This window comes from Pseudomonas sp. 5Vm1k (assembly GCF_056161485.1).
This window is the reverse complement of sequence record NZ_JBSPCZ010000018.1, coordinates 68,927-83,139: the sequence shown is the minus strand read 5'-3', so window position 1 is coordinate 83,139 and position 14,213 is coordinate 68,927. Positions and strand designations below refer to the sequence as shown.

Annotated in this window: 8 protein-coding genes (1 of these 8 cut by a window edge); 5 read left to right on the top strand and 3 right to left on the bottom strand. The window is 60.9% G+C overall.

The genetic code is table 11. From position 1 onward, the window contains the following. Positions 1-87 precede the first annotated feature (87 nt). The 5 genes from pvdM (at position 88) to ACWIKB_RS27420 (ending at position 8,017) form a co-directional block, all read left to right on the top strand. Positions 88-1,458, top strand: coding sequence for a pyoverdine-tailoring dipeptidase-like protein PvdM (pvdM, locus tag ACWIKB_RS27440; RefSeq protein WP_475270621.1), 1,371 nt, complete (start codon positions 88-90; stop codon positions 1,456-1,458). After that, on the top strand, positions 1,455-2,735 hold the full coding sequence (gene pvdN, locus ACWIKB_RS27435) for a pyoverdine-tailoring periplasmic protein PvdN (protein WP_475270619.1): 1,281 nt from the start codon (positions 1,455-1,457) through the stop codon (positions 2,733-2,735). The genes pvdM and pvdN overlap by 4 nt, the downstream gene beginning before the upstream one ends. Positions 2,736-2,773: 38 nt before the next feature. Beyond that, positions 2,774-3,661, top strand: a complete 888-nt coding sequence (gene pvdO / locus ACWIKB_RS27430; protein WP_475270618.1) for a dihydropyoverdine dehydrogenase — start codon at positions 2,774-2,776, stop codon at positions 3,659-3,661. A 127-nt stretch (positions 3,662-3,788) separates the two neighbouring features. Continuing rightward, positions 3,789-5,438, top strand: coding sequence for a cyclic peptide export ABC transporter (locus tag ACWIKB_RS27425; RefSeq protein ID WP_475270617.1), 1,650 nt, complete (start codon positions 3,789-3,791; stop codon positions 5,436-5,438). Between the two features lie 116 nt (positions 5,439-5,554). Continuing rightward, positions 5,555-8,017: a TonB-dependent siderophore receptor gene (locus ACWIKB_RS27420; protein ID WP_475270616.1), complete on the top strand. Its 2,463-nt coding sequence runs from the start codon at positions 5,555-5,557 to the stop codon at positions 8,015-8,017. Between the two features lie 400 nt (positions 8,018-8,417). On the opposite strand, the gene ACWIKB_RS27415 is transcribed toward ACWIKB_RS27420, so the two are convergent. The 3 genes from ACWIKB_RS27415 to ACWIKB_RS27405 all read right to left on the bottom strand — a co-directional run. Beyond that, positions 8,418-8,786, bottom strand: coding sequence for a DUF6124 family protein (locus ACWIKB_RS27415; protein ID WP_475270615.1), 369 nt, complete (start codon positions 8,784-8,786; stop codon positions 8,418-8,420). A 678-nt stretch (positions 8,787-9,464) separates the two neighbouring features. Then, positions 9,465-10,415 (bottom strand): alpha/beta hydrolase, encoded by a 951-nt coding sequence (locus tag ACWIKB_RS27410; RefSeq protein ID WP_475270614.1) that lies wholly within the window; start codon positions 10,413-10,415, stop codon positions 9,465-9,467. Positions 10,416-10,463: 48 nt separating this feature from the next. Beyond that, positions 10,464-14,213, bottom strand: the end of a protein-coding gene (locus ACWIKB_RS27405) for a non-ribosomal peptide synthase/polyketide synthase (protein ID WP_475270613.1). Its footprint extends 11,301 nt past the window's final position; the window shows 3,750 of its 15,051 coding nt (coding positions 11,302-15,051); the start codon falls outside the window, past its right edge — the gene reads right to left on this strand; the stop codon is at positions 10,464-10,466.

Below are 14,213 nucleotides of genomic sequence, written 5' to 3'. Positions count from 1 at the left end.
CTAAATTCCTGTGCCGATCACTCGTTCTTCCCAGATAGCAAAGGCCCCTGCGCCCGCACCGGGGCGGCGAACCTGACTGAGATGGCAATGACAAAACCACGTTCGAAAAAGGCTCTTTACATCGGCCTGCCGCTGGCCCTGGCGATCAGCGCCGGTGCAGGCTTTGCGGTTTGGGATCACTGGTTCAAGGACAATCCCGGCTACCCGGCCAAGGTGATGCAACAGGCCGATGAGCTGCACGAACGCATGCTCTCTTTCGACAGCCACATCACCGTGCCCCAGGACTTCGGCACCGTCGGCAACGAAATCGACAAGGACGGCACTGGCCAGTTCGACCTGGTCAAGGCCAATCGCGGACGGCTGTCCGGTGCGGCGCTGACGATCTTCGGCTGGCCAGAACTGTGGAACGGCCCCAACGCCCCGCACAAACCCACCGCCGGGTTCGTCGCCGAAGCACGCAACCAGCAGGAGATCCGCTACAAGATCATCTCTGGCATGGTCCGCGACTTCCCCAACCAGGTCGCCATCGCCTACACCCCCGCCGACTTCCGGCGTCTGCACGGTGAAGGCAAGTTCGCGATTTTCATGAGCATGCTCAACGCCTATCCATTGGGCCATGACCTGAACCTGCTGGACCTGTGGGCCGCCCGTGGCATGCGCATGTTCGGCTTCAGTTACGTGGGCAACAACGACTGGGCCGATTCTTCGCGCCCGCTACCGTTCTTCAATGATTCGCCGGACGCCCTCGATGGCTTGTCGGACATCGGCAAGCAAGCGGTACAGCGCCTGAACGATTTAGGCGTGATCATCGACGTGTCGCAAATGTCGACCAAGGCCCTGGAGCAAGTCGCGCAATTGAGCCGCGCACCGTTGGTGGCCTCGCACTCGGCGCCGCGCGCCATGGTCGATATCCCGCGCAATCTCAGCGATAAAGAATTGCAGTTGATCAAGAACAGCGGCGGCGTGGTGCAAATCGTCGGGTTCTCCCAATACCTGCGGCCGCTGACCCAAGGCACCCAAGACAAACTCAACGCCCTGCGTGCCCGATTCGACCTGCCGCCACTGCCTAACCTCGCGTACGCCCTGATGCCCGGCGACCCGATCATTGCCGCGTGGTCCGAGCAGAAATTCGGCGAATACGCCGGCCAGCTCTACGCCATCCTCGACGAAGAACCCAAGGCCAGCCTCAAGGACCTGGGCGACGCTATCGATTACACGGTGCGCAAGATCGGTATCGATCACGTGGGCATCAGCTCCGACTTCAACGAAGGTGGCGGCGTCAAAGGCTGGGAAAACGTCGGTGAAATCCGCAACGTCACCGCTGAGCTGCTGTCACGCGGCTACTCCGAGGCAGACATTGCCAAGCTGTGGGGCGGCAACTTCCTGCGGGTCTGGGACCAGGTGGAAAAACTGTCGAAACCGGCGCTAATTTCTGCCCGGGAAGCCGCCAAGCCATGAACAACCGTCGAGACTTTCTCAAGCAGGCCGGGATTCTCGCGGCCGCCCTGCCGCTTGGCGCGGGCCTCAATAACGTCGCCAACGCCACCACAAACTCACCGTTGCCTCGGGACAAATGGGCGCAATTGCGCCAGTTGTTCAATCAGGACCCGGACTACCTGCACTTCTCCAATTTCCTGATCACCACGCACCCAAAACCAGTGCGAGAAGCCATCGAGATGCACCGCGCCGCGCTGGATAAAAATCCGGGGCTGGCGATGGATTGGGACCTGGGCGTGATCGAACAGCGCGAAGAAAACGTGCGGGTCTGGGCCGGTAAATATTTGCAAGCCGATCCGAAACAGATCGCCCTCACCGGCAGCACCACCGAAGGGTTGGCGATGATTTACGGCGGCGTGCACGTGCGCCCGGACCAGGAAATCCTCACCACCGAGCACGAACACTACGCGACCCACACCATCCTCGAATTGCGTACGCAACGGGACGGCACCAAGGTGCGCAAGATCAGGCTGTTCAAGGACCCGCAGACGGTCACCCAGGCAGAAATCCTCGCCGCCATCGACCGCAGCATCAAACCCGAAACCCGCGTTCTCGGCATGACCTGGGTGCAATCGGGCAGCGGCGTGAAAACCCCGATCAGCGAGATCGGCGCCTTGGTGGACAAGCACAATCGCAATCGCAGCGACGAGGACCGGATCATCTACCTGGTCGATGGTGTCCACGGCTTTGGCGTCGAGGACCTGAGCTTCCCGGCCATGAACTGCGACTTCTTTATTGCCGGCACTCACAAATGGATGTTCGGCCCGCGCGGTACCGGCATCGTCTGCAGCCGCAGTACCGAGGTCAAATACGTCACGCCGATCATCCCGACCTTCTCCGAAGCCGAGCATTTTTCCACCACCATGACCCCCGGCGGCTATCACGCTTTCGAGCACCGCTGGGCACTGGACGAAGCTTTCAAGTTGCACCTGCAATTGGGCAAGGCTGCGGTTCAGGCGCGCATCCACGAACTGAACAGCTACCTGAAAAAACGCCTGCAAGAGCGCCCGCAGGTCGAGCTGGTCACACCGTTGAGCCCGGCGCTGTCTGCCGGCTTCACCTTCTTCCGGGTCAAGGGCAAGGACAGCGACAAAATCGCCGCCTACTTGATGAAAAACCACGTGGTCGCCGATGCCGTCGAGCGCGATGTCGGGCCGGTGATTCGCACCGCGCCGGGCTTGCTCAATACCGAAGCGCAAATCGACCAGTTGCTGGCGCTGCTCGACAAAACCCTTTGACCCCAGACGATGCCTTTTACCTTTTATCGAGATCAATGATGAACAGTGACCTGCGAAGTTTTTCCTTGAAGGCGCTCCCGGCCCTGCTGTTGGCTGCCTTGGCCGCCAGCCTGTTGCCGGGCATCGCCCAGGCCGCCGAACCGGCGAAACCGGGCAAGGTATTCAAGGACTGCAAGGACTGCCCGGAAATGGTCGTGCTCCCCACCGGCACCTTCACCATGGGCACCCCGGATGATGAAGTCGGCCGAGAGCCCGATGAAGGCCCGATGCACCCGGTGACCTTCGCCAAGCCGTTGGCGATCAGCCGCTTCCAGGTGTTGAAGGGCGAATGGGACGCCTACATCCGCGACACGGGCTACGTCATGCCCGACGGCGACGACCGCCCGGGCCGCGAATGCAAGGCCGGCATCCCGCGTTACGAATACACCAACAAACACCCGGCCGTGTGCATGGACTTCGCCGAGGTCAACGCCTACGTGGCATGGCTGTCGAAGAAAACCGGGCAGCAATACCGTTTGGTCAGTGAGTCCCTGCGCGAGTACGCCGCACGTGGCGGCACCACGGGTCCGTTCCCCTTCCCGTTCGATGAGGGCAAGGAGTACAGCATCGCCAAACACGCCAATACCTACGGCGCGGCCGACGGCTACAACTTCACCGCGCCGGCCGGCAGCTTTCCAGCCAACGCTTTTGGCGTGTACGACATGCACGGTAACGTCTATGAATGGACCGCCGATTGCTACAACGAAAACTACGTCGGCGCCCCGAGCGATGGCAGTGCCTGGCTGACCGGCAAGTGCGAATTCAAGCGTATTCGCGGCAATGACTGGGGCGAAGCGCCGGTGTTCTCCCGCTCCGGCAACCGCAACGCGCTGGTGCCCGGTGATCGTGGTGACTGGATCGGCTTCCGCGTCGCCCGCGACCTGTAAGGTCCGCTAAATTAGCCATCCCGCCAGTCGTTCTATAGGTGTGCGCGTCCGTCTGTGGCGCGCCACCGCCCTCTATGTCCTCCAGCGATGCCCGGCCGTCGCCACTCTTTTCAAGCAGGGAACCTCCATGAGCAAACCAACACGCGGGGTGATCAATGAATTGTTCACCCTGCTCAAACCCTTTCGGCTGATCGTCGCCGGCTCCATCCTGCTCGGCATGGTCGGCGGTCTGAGCGTCACTGCGTTGCTGGCGACCATCAACAACGTGCTGCACTCCGAGGGCGGCCTGACCAACACCGTGGTCGCCGCTTTTGCCGCGCTGTGCCTGCTGGCGTTGATCAGTTCGATTTTCTCCGACATCGGCACCAACTACGTCGGCCAGCACATCATCGCCAAGCTGCGCAAAGAGCTGGGTGAAAAAGTGCTGTCGGCGCCCATCGAGCAGATCGAACGCTACCGCAGCCATCGCCTGATCCCGGTGCTGACCCACGACGTCGACACCATCAGCGACTTCGCCTTCGCCTTCGCGCCGCTGGCGATTTCCCTGACCGTGACCCTGGGTTGCATGGGTTACCTGGCGATGCTGTCGTGGCCGATGTTCCTGATGATGGTGGTCGCTATCGTGATCGGCACGGTCATCCAATACATCGCCCGCGGGCGCGGCATGATGGGGTTCATGAAGGCCCGGGATTACGAAGACGAGCTGCAAAAGCACTACAACGCAGTGGCCGAAGGCGCCAAGGAACTGCGCATTCACCGCCCGCGTCGGCACCGCATGTTTGTCTCGGGCATTGAGGCCACAGCGGACAAGATCTGCGACACCCAAGTGCGTTCGGTAAACATTTTCGTGGTGGCCAAGACTCTCGGCTCGATGCTGTTCTTCGTGGTGATCGGCCTCGCCCTGGCCCTGCAATCGCTGTGGCCGAGCGCGGACAAAGCGGTAATGAGCGGTTTCGTCCTGGTGCTGCTGTACATGAAAGGCCCGCTGGAACACTTGATCGGCACCTTGCCGATTGTCAGCCGCGCGCAGATCGCGTTCCGCCGCATTGCCGATTTGTCCGAACAGTTTTCTTCGCCAGAGCCGCACCTGCTGCTCAGCGATCAGGGGCACAAGAGCACCGTGGTGCACAGCCTGGAATTGAACGAGGTGTCTTATAGCTTCCCGGCCACCGAAGGCAGCGCACCGTTTCGCCTGGGGCCGGTGAACCTGAAGATTGATCAGGGCGACATCATTTTCATCGTCGGCGAAAACGGCTGCGGCAAAACCACGTTGATCAAACTGCTGCTGGGCCTGTATGCGCCGCAGCACGGCGAGATCCGCCTCAACGATCAAGTGGTCAGCGCCGTGACCCGCGACGACTACCGTCAATTGTTCACCACAATCTTCGCCGACTATTACCTGTTCGATGATGTGGTGCAGGGCGACACGCACATCCCGGAAGACGCCAACAAATACCTGCAACGCCTGGAAATCGCGCACAAGGTCAGCGTGCGCGACGGCTCGTTCACCACCACCGATCTGTCCACCGGCCAGCGCAAGCGCCTGGCGCTGGTCAATGCGTGGCTGGAGGAGCGTCCGGTGCTGGTGTTCGACGAATGGGCCGCCGACCAGGACCCGACCTTCCGGCGCATTTTCTACACCGAGTTGCTGCCGGACCTGAAGCGTCTGGGCAAGACCATCATCGTCATTTCCCACGACGATCGTTACTTCGATGTCGCCGATCAACTGGTGCGCATGGACGCCGGCAAAGTCGTCACCGAGCTTCAAACTGTCTGATTGTGAAAATTTCATAAAAAAAGACGTTGAGGCTTTCCGGTTTCGGGAGGGCTCAACGTCTCACTAACAGTTAATAGAAATAGTTCTCAGTCAACACTTTGAAGAGTAGAAGAATAATGCCCGCACCGCACGGACTCAACCCGCTCGCCAAGGCTCTGCTGATCCGCCATTCACTTCGCCCGACGCTGCCAGCCCTTTGCGCTCTGGCACTGACATTGCCGATGATCGGCCAGGCTCAGGCCCAGACCGCCGCGATCAATATCCCCGCGCAATCGCTGGGTAGCGCCCTGCAGGAATTCGGTCGCCAGACCAACCTGCAAGTGCTCTACAGTCCGGATGAAGTCAGCGGCCTGCGCAGCACTGCTGTCAATGGCAGCCTGGAACCCGCCGCCGCCATGGCCCAGTTGCTCCAGGGCACCGGCATCGCTTACTCCGTAGAAGGCAACAGCGTTGCCCTGCGTGCGCGCAGCAGCGGTGGCAATACCCTGGACCTGGCGCCGACCAGCATTTCCGCCACCCAGGAATCGGCCTATGGCCCGGTGGACGGGATCGTCGCCAAGCGCAGCGGCAGCGGCACCAAAACCGATACACCGCTGAATGAAATCCCGCAGACCGTCAACGTGATCACGGCAGATGAAGTGAAGATGCGCGGCGCGCAATCGGTCACCGAGGCCCTGCGCTACACCGCCGGCATGACCGGTGGCGGCTTCTCCGACCGCGTCAAGATGTTCGACGAGCCGACCTCACGTGGCTTCTCCCCTACCCCGCTGTACCTCAACGGCCTGCACCTGCCTTACGGCGGCGGCAGCACCGGCGGTTCGCTGCAGATCGACCCGTACACCCTGGAGCGCATCGAAGTGCTCAAAGGCCCGGCCTCGGTGCTGTATGGCCAGAACCAGCCCGGCGGTATCGTCAACATGGTCGGCAAGCGTCCGACGGCCACCCCGTTGCACGAAATCGTGCTGGGCACCGGCAGCTACGACCGCAAGTACGGCGCCTTCGACCTCGGCGGCCCGATCGACGATCAGGGCGAATTCCTCTATCGCCTGACCGGCCTGGTCAACGACAGCAACTCGGAAATCAACTACGCCGACCAGAACCGCATGCTGCTGGCGCCGAGCCTGACCTGGCTGCCGAACGATCGCACCAGCGTCACTGTGTTCGCCCAGTATCAAAAGGATCGCGATACCCCGGAAGCACAAGGTCTGCCGGCTGAAGGCACCGTGTTCAAAGGCCCGAATGGCCGGATCAGCCGCAAGCTGTTCATCGGCGAGCCTGGCCTGAACAAATACGATCGCGAGCAGTTCGTGACCGGCTACGACGTGTCCTACGAGCTGAACGACGTCTGGACCCTCAAGCAACGCGGCAGCTACGCCTACCTCGACGACCAGTACGTCGCGCCATTGCACGGCTACTCGTTCTCGACCAACCCGGTCACCGGCCGGGATGACAACAGCTACCAGAGCCGCTTCGGCGTGGACTGGTCGCAGACCAACAAGGTCTACGGCATCGATAGCACCGCGCAAGCCAAATTCAAGACCGGTGAGCTGGACCACACCGTGCTGCTGGGCGTGGATTACTACCACTTCAACACCAAGTTCCTCGGTCTGTATGACCGTCAAGGGCCGGGCATTGACCTGTACCACCCGGTGTATGGCAGTGAGTTCAACTTCACCCAACCGTATCGCTGGGACAACACCATCAAGCAGACCGGCCTGTACGCACAGGATCAACTGCGCTGGAACCAGTGGTTCCTGACTCTGGGCGGTCGTTATGACTTTGCCGAGACCGACAACAAAGAGCCGCTGGCCGGCACTCACTCCAACATCAAGGATGAGAAGTTCACGGGCCGTGCGGGCCTAGGCTATGAGTTCGAAAACGGCCTGACGCCGTATGTGAGCTATTCGGAATCGTTCCTGCCGCAAACCGGCGTCGACATGAACTCCAAGCCGTTCAAGCCGACCACCGGCAAGCAGTACGAAGCGGGCATCAAGTATGAACCGAAGGCTATCGACGGTTTCATTCAGTTGTCGGTGTACCAGATCGACCAGGACAACATGCTGACCAACGACCTGCAAAACCCGGGTTTCAGCAGCCAGAGCGGTTCGGTTCGTTCACGCGGCGTGGAACTGGAAGGCAAGGTCAACGTCACGCAGAACCTGCGCGTGCTGGCCGCGGTGTCGCGTAACCAGAACAAATGGCGCAGCGTCAACGATGGGCGCGAAGGTCGCACCCTGGCCATGAGCCCGCCGCTGACAGCGTCCACGTGGGTCAACTACGACTTCGACAACTCCACCGTGCTGGCCGGTTTGGGCGCGGGCCTGGGCTTGCGTTATGTGCGTAGCAGCTACGGTTCGGACTACGAGGAAGATTCCTTCCAGATTCCGTCCTACACCGTGTATGACGCGATGGTCTCCTACGACCTGCAAAAATCGCCGCTGCACATCAAGGGCACCAAAGTTAAGCTGAACCTGGAAAACCTCCAGGACAAGAAATACGTCGCCAGCTGCAACAGCACCCTGGACTGCTACTACGGCGAAGGCCGTACCGTGACAGCCGATGTGACTTACAACTGGTAACACGCACCACGCAATACAAAACGCCGGCTAATGCCGGCGTTTTGCTGTCCACGTAAAAATCCTGAAACCCGCGACAACCCCGTAGGAGCGAGCGGTGCGGCGATCCGACTTGCTCGCCAAGAACGATAACGCGGTGCGTCAGGCCTGACGCCTTCGCGGGCAAGCCTCGCTCCTACAAGGGATTGAGCGTGGTTTTTGTGTAGGAGCAAAGCTTGCTCGCGAAGAACGATGACGTGGTGTGTCAGGCCTGACGCCTTCGCGGGCAAGCCTCGCTCCTACAAGGGATTGGGCGTGGTTTTTGTGTAGGAGCAAAGCTTGCTCGCGAAGAACGATGACGTGGTGTGTCAGGCCTGACGCCTTCGCGGGCAAGCCTCGCTCCTACAAGGGATGCGCTTGGCTGCTACGCAGGCTTGTGGTTGTCCAGTACGCGATTGACCGCTAACTCACCCATCAATATGACCCGTTGCAGCACCAGCATCGAATAGCGTCGCGGGCCTTCCGACAGGTCGACGAGATCGTTGACCATCTCGCGGGCTGAGGCCAACGATTCGCAGGCATCGACCAGCAACGTTTCGTCATCCACCGCTGCGCCGATGGTGAAAATGGCGCTGGGCTTGCAGGGCGGTATCTGCGTTTTCGTCGCATCGGGGTTGAGGTAGAACTTAAGTGCACGGTCGGCCGCAGCTTTCATTTTCTTGGGGTCGAGAGCAAAAGATGCAACGCTGGGTTCTGGATCGGTATCTGGGGGATTGGGTGTTGGTTTGAACATGGATAGAACCTCTAGTACGAATATTTAAAGGAGCCATCACCCTCGCTACCAAACGAAGGGTGGCGGCCATACGCGGGTTGGTAGACCGGTCGCACTAGAACCCGGCGCCCATAAAGGGCCCCACGCATGACCACCATGAAAGCAAAGTCTTGTGAAACAACTGTGCGAGGTGATGCCATGCATCTAGAAACGAAATGGGCTACCAAACCCGATCACTGTTTTTCAGTGACCCAGTAACGATAAAACCCGTGCTCTAGACGCACAAGCCGGCGGATTCTGGCGTACGCGTAGGTAACGGCGCAAGGTGTTGTAGCCGTTTATGACGTAACACCGAGTGTCTTTAAACACGCTATCGGAAACGTGTTTATCACCATCAAAAATCGGGATTTTCTTTGTCCGTTTTTGATGGGGGTTTGCCCCAATGCCAGCGAGCTAAGGAAAGCATGCGGCGAACACTGAACCTGTGGCGAGGGGGTTTACCCCCGTTCGGCTGCGAAGCAGTCGTAAAACCATTCAACACGGTGTGTCTACGGCACCGCGTTGTCTGGTTTTGAGGGGCTGCTGCGCAGCCCAACGGGGGTAAACCCCCTCGCCACAGGGTTTTCGTTTGCTGGAGATTGTTCAGTAGGCAGCAAAACGCCGGCAATCGCCGGCGTTTGTTTGTTACTGACGCAACGATCAACCCGCCGCAAACACCTGCACCAACCGCTCGGCAATGTGCTGCTGCGCTTCTTCCGCCTCGTCGATGATCGCGCCCATGCGCATGAAGTCGTGGGTCATGCCTTCGTAGATCTTCAGCTCCACATCCACTCCCACTGCCTGCAAATGGCGGGCATAGGCCACGCCTTCGTCGTGCAGCGGATCGCATTCGGCGAGGATCAGCAGCACCGGCGCCATGGTCGCCGACACCTCGGCCAGCAATGGCGAAAAACGCGGATCAAGTCGATCGCTGACGTCGCGCTGATAGTGCTGATAAAACCAGCTCAGGGAATCCTTCTCCAGCAAATGCCCCACGCCATAACGCTCAATGGACGGCGTGCCCTGACTGGCGTCGGTGACCGGGTAGATCAGCACCTGCAACAACGGCTGCACCGACGGCTGTGCCGCCAGCACCGTGGCCAGGCTGCCGCCGACACTGTCGCCACCCACCGCCAGGCGTTGCGCATCAATGCCCAATTCATCCGCGTTGGCCACCAGCCAGTTCCAGGCATCCAGCGCATCATCGGCAGCGGTCGGAAAGCGAAACTCCGGCGCCAGGCGATAGGCCACCGACAACACCACGCAATCGGCCATCACCGCCAATGCGCGACACAGCGAATCATGGGAATCGAGGCTGCCGACCACATAACCGCCGCCATGGAAGTACAACAGCGCCGGACGCTTGGCGCCCTTCTCCAGTGAATGATTGCTGTAGATCCGCGCGTTCAGTTGCGTGCCGTCACGCACCGGCAGTTGCAGTTCGTCGACCACTTCCAGCGCTTCACCGCCGGCATCCATTAACAGCGATGACTGATCGAACTGCTGACGCGCCTGCTCCGGGCTCAGCTCATGCATGCCCACGCGTTTGCCGCTGGCCCGGCCGTTGCCGACCAGCTCCAGAAACGCGGCGATATCAGGGTTCAACGACATTCCGAATTCTCCAAACCGGTCGAGCACAACGCTCGACCGGTTCCAGGTTTATGACAAGGCTACTGATTCAACGATCTCACCGAGCATTTCTTCAGCCTCGGCCAGGAAAGTTTCATCACGGGGGATCTGGAAGTGCCCGCAATCGATCCACTCACCCGCCAGCACCGGTTGCGCCAGTTGGCTGGCCAATTCGAGCGCTTCGTCTTCACGTCCCAGGGTCCACCAACAGGTCGGCTCGACGTTCAACGCTGTGCAGCGATCCAGCTTGAGGGACAACAGCTTGAGGCGCCGCGCGACGCTGAACACATGGGCCAACTCATCGGCGCCGAGTGCCACGTAGTTCGAAGCCGCAGCGTTGCGCGCCGCTGTCATCGCCGTGGCCAGCAACGTCCGCAGGTTGTGCGGCGTCTCCTCGCCCTCGATCAGCAAACCGTGCGCGGCATCGCCCAAGGTCACCCGCAGGAAGTCCCGCAGGTCGGCTTGCCAGTCATCCACCGCGCCGGCATTGATTGCCGCCGACGGCACGAAACTGTCCACCAGCCCGACAAACTCCACGCGCTGACCTGCTTGTTCCAGTTGCGCCGCCATCAGCATCGCCAATGTGCCGCCCAACGACCAGCCGAGCAGGTGATACGGCCCTTGCGGCTGTTTCTCGCGGATCTGCGCCACGTAAGCGCTGGCCATTTGTTCCAGCGACACATCGTTCCAAGCCGGATCGAGCAACATCCGACACTGGATCGCCAACACCTGACGCTGACCGCTCAAGCGGCGGGCCAATGGCTCGTAGTCGAACACCGTACCGAAGCCTGCGTGAATGCAGAACAGCGGCGCGACTCCTTTGACTTCCGCGCTCATCGCCAACAACCCGGAGGTTTTCTCGGCGGCGCCCTGAGTGCTGGCCACCAGTTCGGCGATGGTCGGTTTTTGCATCAGGTCGCGCAGTTTCAAGCTCAAGCCCTGGGCCTTCAGCGGTCGGCTGCGGGCAATCACTTGCAGGCTGAGAATCGAATCGCCGCCCAATTCGAAGAAGTTATCGGTCAGGCCCACACGCTCGATTTTCAGCACGTCCTGCCAGATGTTCGCCAAGGCTTTTTCCAGCTCGGTGCTCGGCGCCAGGTATTCCTGACGCTGATCCGCCTCAGGACTTGGCAAGGCCTTGCGGTCGAGTTTGCCGTTCGGCGTCAGCGGCATACGTTCCAGCAACACCAGGTGCGTCGGCACCATGTAGTCCGGCAGGCTGGCCTTGAGCTGTTCGCGCAATTGCTCGCACAAACCGCTCGCTGGAGCGTCGGCATTGGCCAGCACATAACCGATCAGTTGCTTGCCGCTGACTCCTTCGCGAGCCACTACGGCGGCGTCGCGCACGCCCGGTTGCTGCTTGAGGCGAGCTTCGATTTCACCCAGCTCGATGCGGAAACCACGAATCTTCACTTGATGGTCGATGCGCCCCAGGTAGTCGATGGTGCCGTCCTCGCGCTGGCGAACCAGGTCGCCGGTGCGGTACAGGCGACTGCCATCGGCGCTGAACGGATTGGCGACGAAGCGTTCGGCGGTGCCGCCCGAGCGTCCCAGATAACCGCGAGCCAGCGCGCCGCCCAGGTACAGCTCACCGGCAATCCCGGCCGGCAAACGGTTGAGGTCGCTGTCCAGCACATAGCCGCTGCGCTCACCGACCACACTGCCGATCGGGGCGTAAGCCGCACCACATTCATCATCGACACCAGCCTTCCAGATCAGTGGCGTGACCACGGTTTCGGTCGGGCCGTAGCCGTTGATGATGTGTTGTGGTTTCAGTGCACGCTTGGCCAGTTCGAAACTCGCCGCTGGCACTGCATCACCACCGAAGCAGTAAATGCGCACCGCCGGCGGATTGCCTTGCTGCTCGGCATGCTCGGCCAATTGCTGCAAGTACACCGGCGGGAATGCCGCCACGGTGACGCCATGTTCATGCAACGCGGCGTAGGTCTGCTCGGCAGTCCACAGGTTGTCGTCACGAATCAGCAAACGCCCACCATGGGTCAGGGTGGTCAACCAGCGCTCGTGGGCACCGTCGAAAGCGAACGACATAAAGTGCAATTCGCAATCGGCTTCGCTCATTTCATAGCGTTGACCGATGGCCTGGCAGTGCATCGCCAACGGTCCATGAGCCACACCGACACCCTTCGGTTGCCCGGTGGAGCCGGAGGTGTAGATCACATAGGCGAGGTTGTCCGGTTGCACGTCAACCTGCGGCGCACTGCTTGGCTGCGCGTCGAGGTCGAGTTGATCCAGCGCCATCACGTGCAGGTTGTCCTGGCTCGGCAGCACGTTGTGCAAACTCGAATCACTGAGCAGCAAAGCGATCCCTGAATCACGCATCAAATAGCTCAATCGCTCCGGTGGGTACGTCGCATCCAGCGGCACATAAGCGCCACCGGCCTTGAGCACCGCGAGCAAGGCGACAATCATGTTTTCACTGCGGGGCAACGCCACGCCGACCCGCACTTCCGGGCCGACACCTTCGGCGATCAGCGCATGGGCCAGACGATTGGCCCGGGCTTCGATCTGCCCGTAGCTGAACGATTGACCGTTGAAAATCACGGCGGTCTGCTCGTTGCGTTGGCCTGCCCATTGCGCGATGCGCTGATGAACCGGCGCCGCCACTGTTTGCGTCTCGGGCGTTGTCACCGGCAATGCCTGACCGGTGACCAGACCAATACGGCCCAATGGTTGCGCCGCATCCTGCGCCAGCGCCGCGAGCAAGCCTTCCATATTGCTGCGGATGCCTTCCACAGTCGCCAGGTCGAAATGCTCGCGCAGGAACATGTACTCGATCACCAGGCCTTCTTCGAGGGTGACCATCAGGTCCATCGGGAAGTTGGTCAGGCCGGCGCTGTTGGTCTCGCCAAACTTCAGCGAGTCGTCGCGCCACTCGCGCAGGGCCTGGTCGATCGGGTGGTTCTCGAACACGATGATGCTGTCGAACAGCGATTGCCCGGCCCGTCCGGCCCAACGCTGCACGTCGCTGAGCGGGGTGTATTCACGCTCGCGCATTTCCAGGTTGAAGTCCTGCAAGTCGCGCAACCAGTCACCAACCGCTTGCTCGGCGCGCACGTCCTTGATCACCGGCAAGGTGTTGATGAACAGCCCGAGGATCGACTCCGACGCCGGCAGGCTCGCCGGACGCCCCGCCACCGTGGCGCCGAACGCCACGCAGCGCTGGCCGCTATAACGGCTGAGCAGCACCAGCCACGCGCCCTGGACCAAGGTGTTGAGGGTGATCTGCTGGGATTGCGCGAAGGCCTTGAGTTGCTCGGTGCGGGTTTCGCCCAGGCGACTGTAAAGCGCTTCGTGACCGTGACCCTGGCCGACGCGCGGCACGGCGTCAGCCAGATAAGTCGGTTCATCCAGTTGCGCCAGTTGCTCACGCCAGAACCCTTCGCTGGCGTTGGCATCCTGTTGTTGCAGCCAGTTGATGTAACGACGGTAAGGCACCGCCTCGGGCAAGCTCTGGCCGGAATATTGGCTGAGCACTTCGCCAATCAGTTGCGAGGAACTCCAACCGTCGATGAGGATGTGGTGGTAGGTCCAGATCAGCTGATAGCTGTCCTCCCCCACTTGCACCAGGGTCAGGCGTTGCAGCGGCGGACGATCCAGGTCGAAACCCTTGGCCCGTTCGCTGTCGGCCAGTTGCTGCAAGGCCTCGGGCGAATGGTCCTGGTCGCGCCAGTCGAGCAGGCTGATCGGCAACAGCGGGTTGGCAAGGACGAATTGCAGCGGCTCGGCCATGTCCTGCCAGAGGAAACCGGTGCGCAGGAT

Coding starts and splice junctions, on each gene's coding strand:
- ACWIKB_RS27410 (WP_475270614.1), bottom strand. CDS start 10,415: ATGTCGTTGAACCCTGATATCGCCGCGTTTCTGGAGCTGGTCGGCAAC.
- ACWIKB_RS27415 (WP_475270615.1), bottom strand. CDS start 8,786: ATGTTCAAACCAACACCCAATCCCCCAGATACCGATCCAGAACCCAGC.
- pvdN (WP_475270619.1), top strand. CDS start 1,455: ATGAACAACCGTCGAGACTTTCTCAAGCAGGCCGGGATTCTCGCGGCC.
- ACWIKB_RS27425 (WP_475270617.1), top strand. CDS start 3,789: ATGAGCAAACCAACACGCGGGGTGATCAATGAATTGTTCACCCTGCTC.
- ACWIKB_RS27420 (WP_475270616.1), top strand. CDS start 5,555: ATGCCCGCACCGCACGGACTCAACCCGCTCGCCAAGGCTCTGCTGATC.
- pvdO (WP_475270618.1), top strand. CDS start 2,774: ATGAACAGTGACCTGCGAAGTTTTTCCTTGAAGGCGCTCCCGGCCCTG.
- pvdM (WP_475270621.1), top strand. CDS start 88: ATGACAAAACCACGTTCGAAAAAGGCTCTTTACATCGGCCTGCCGCTG.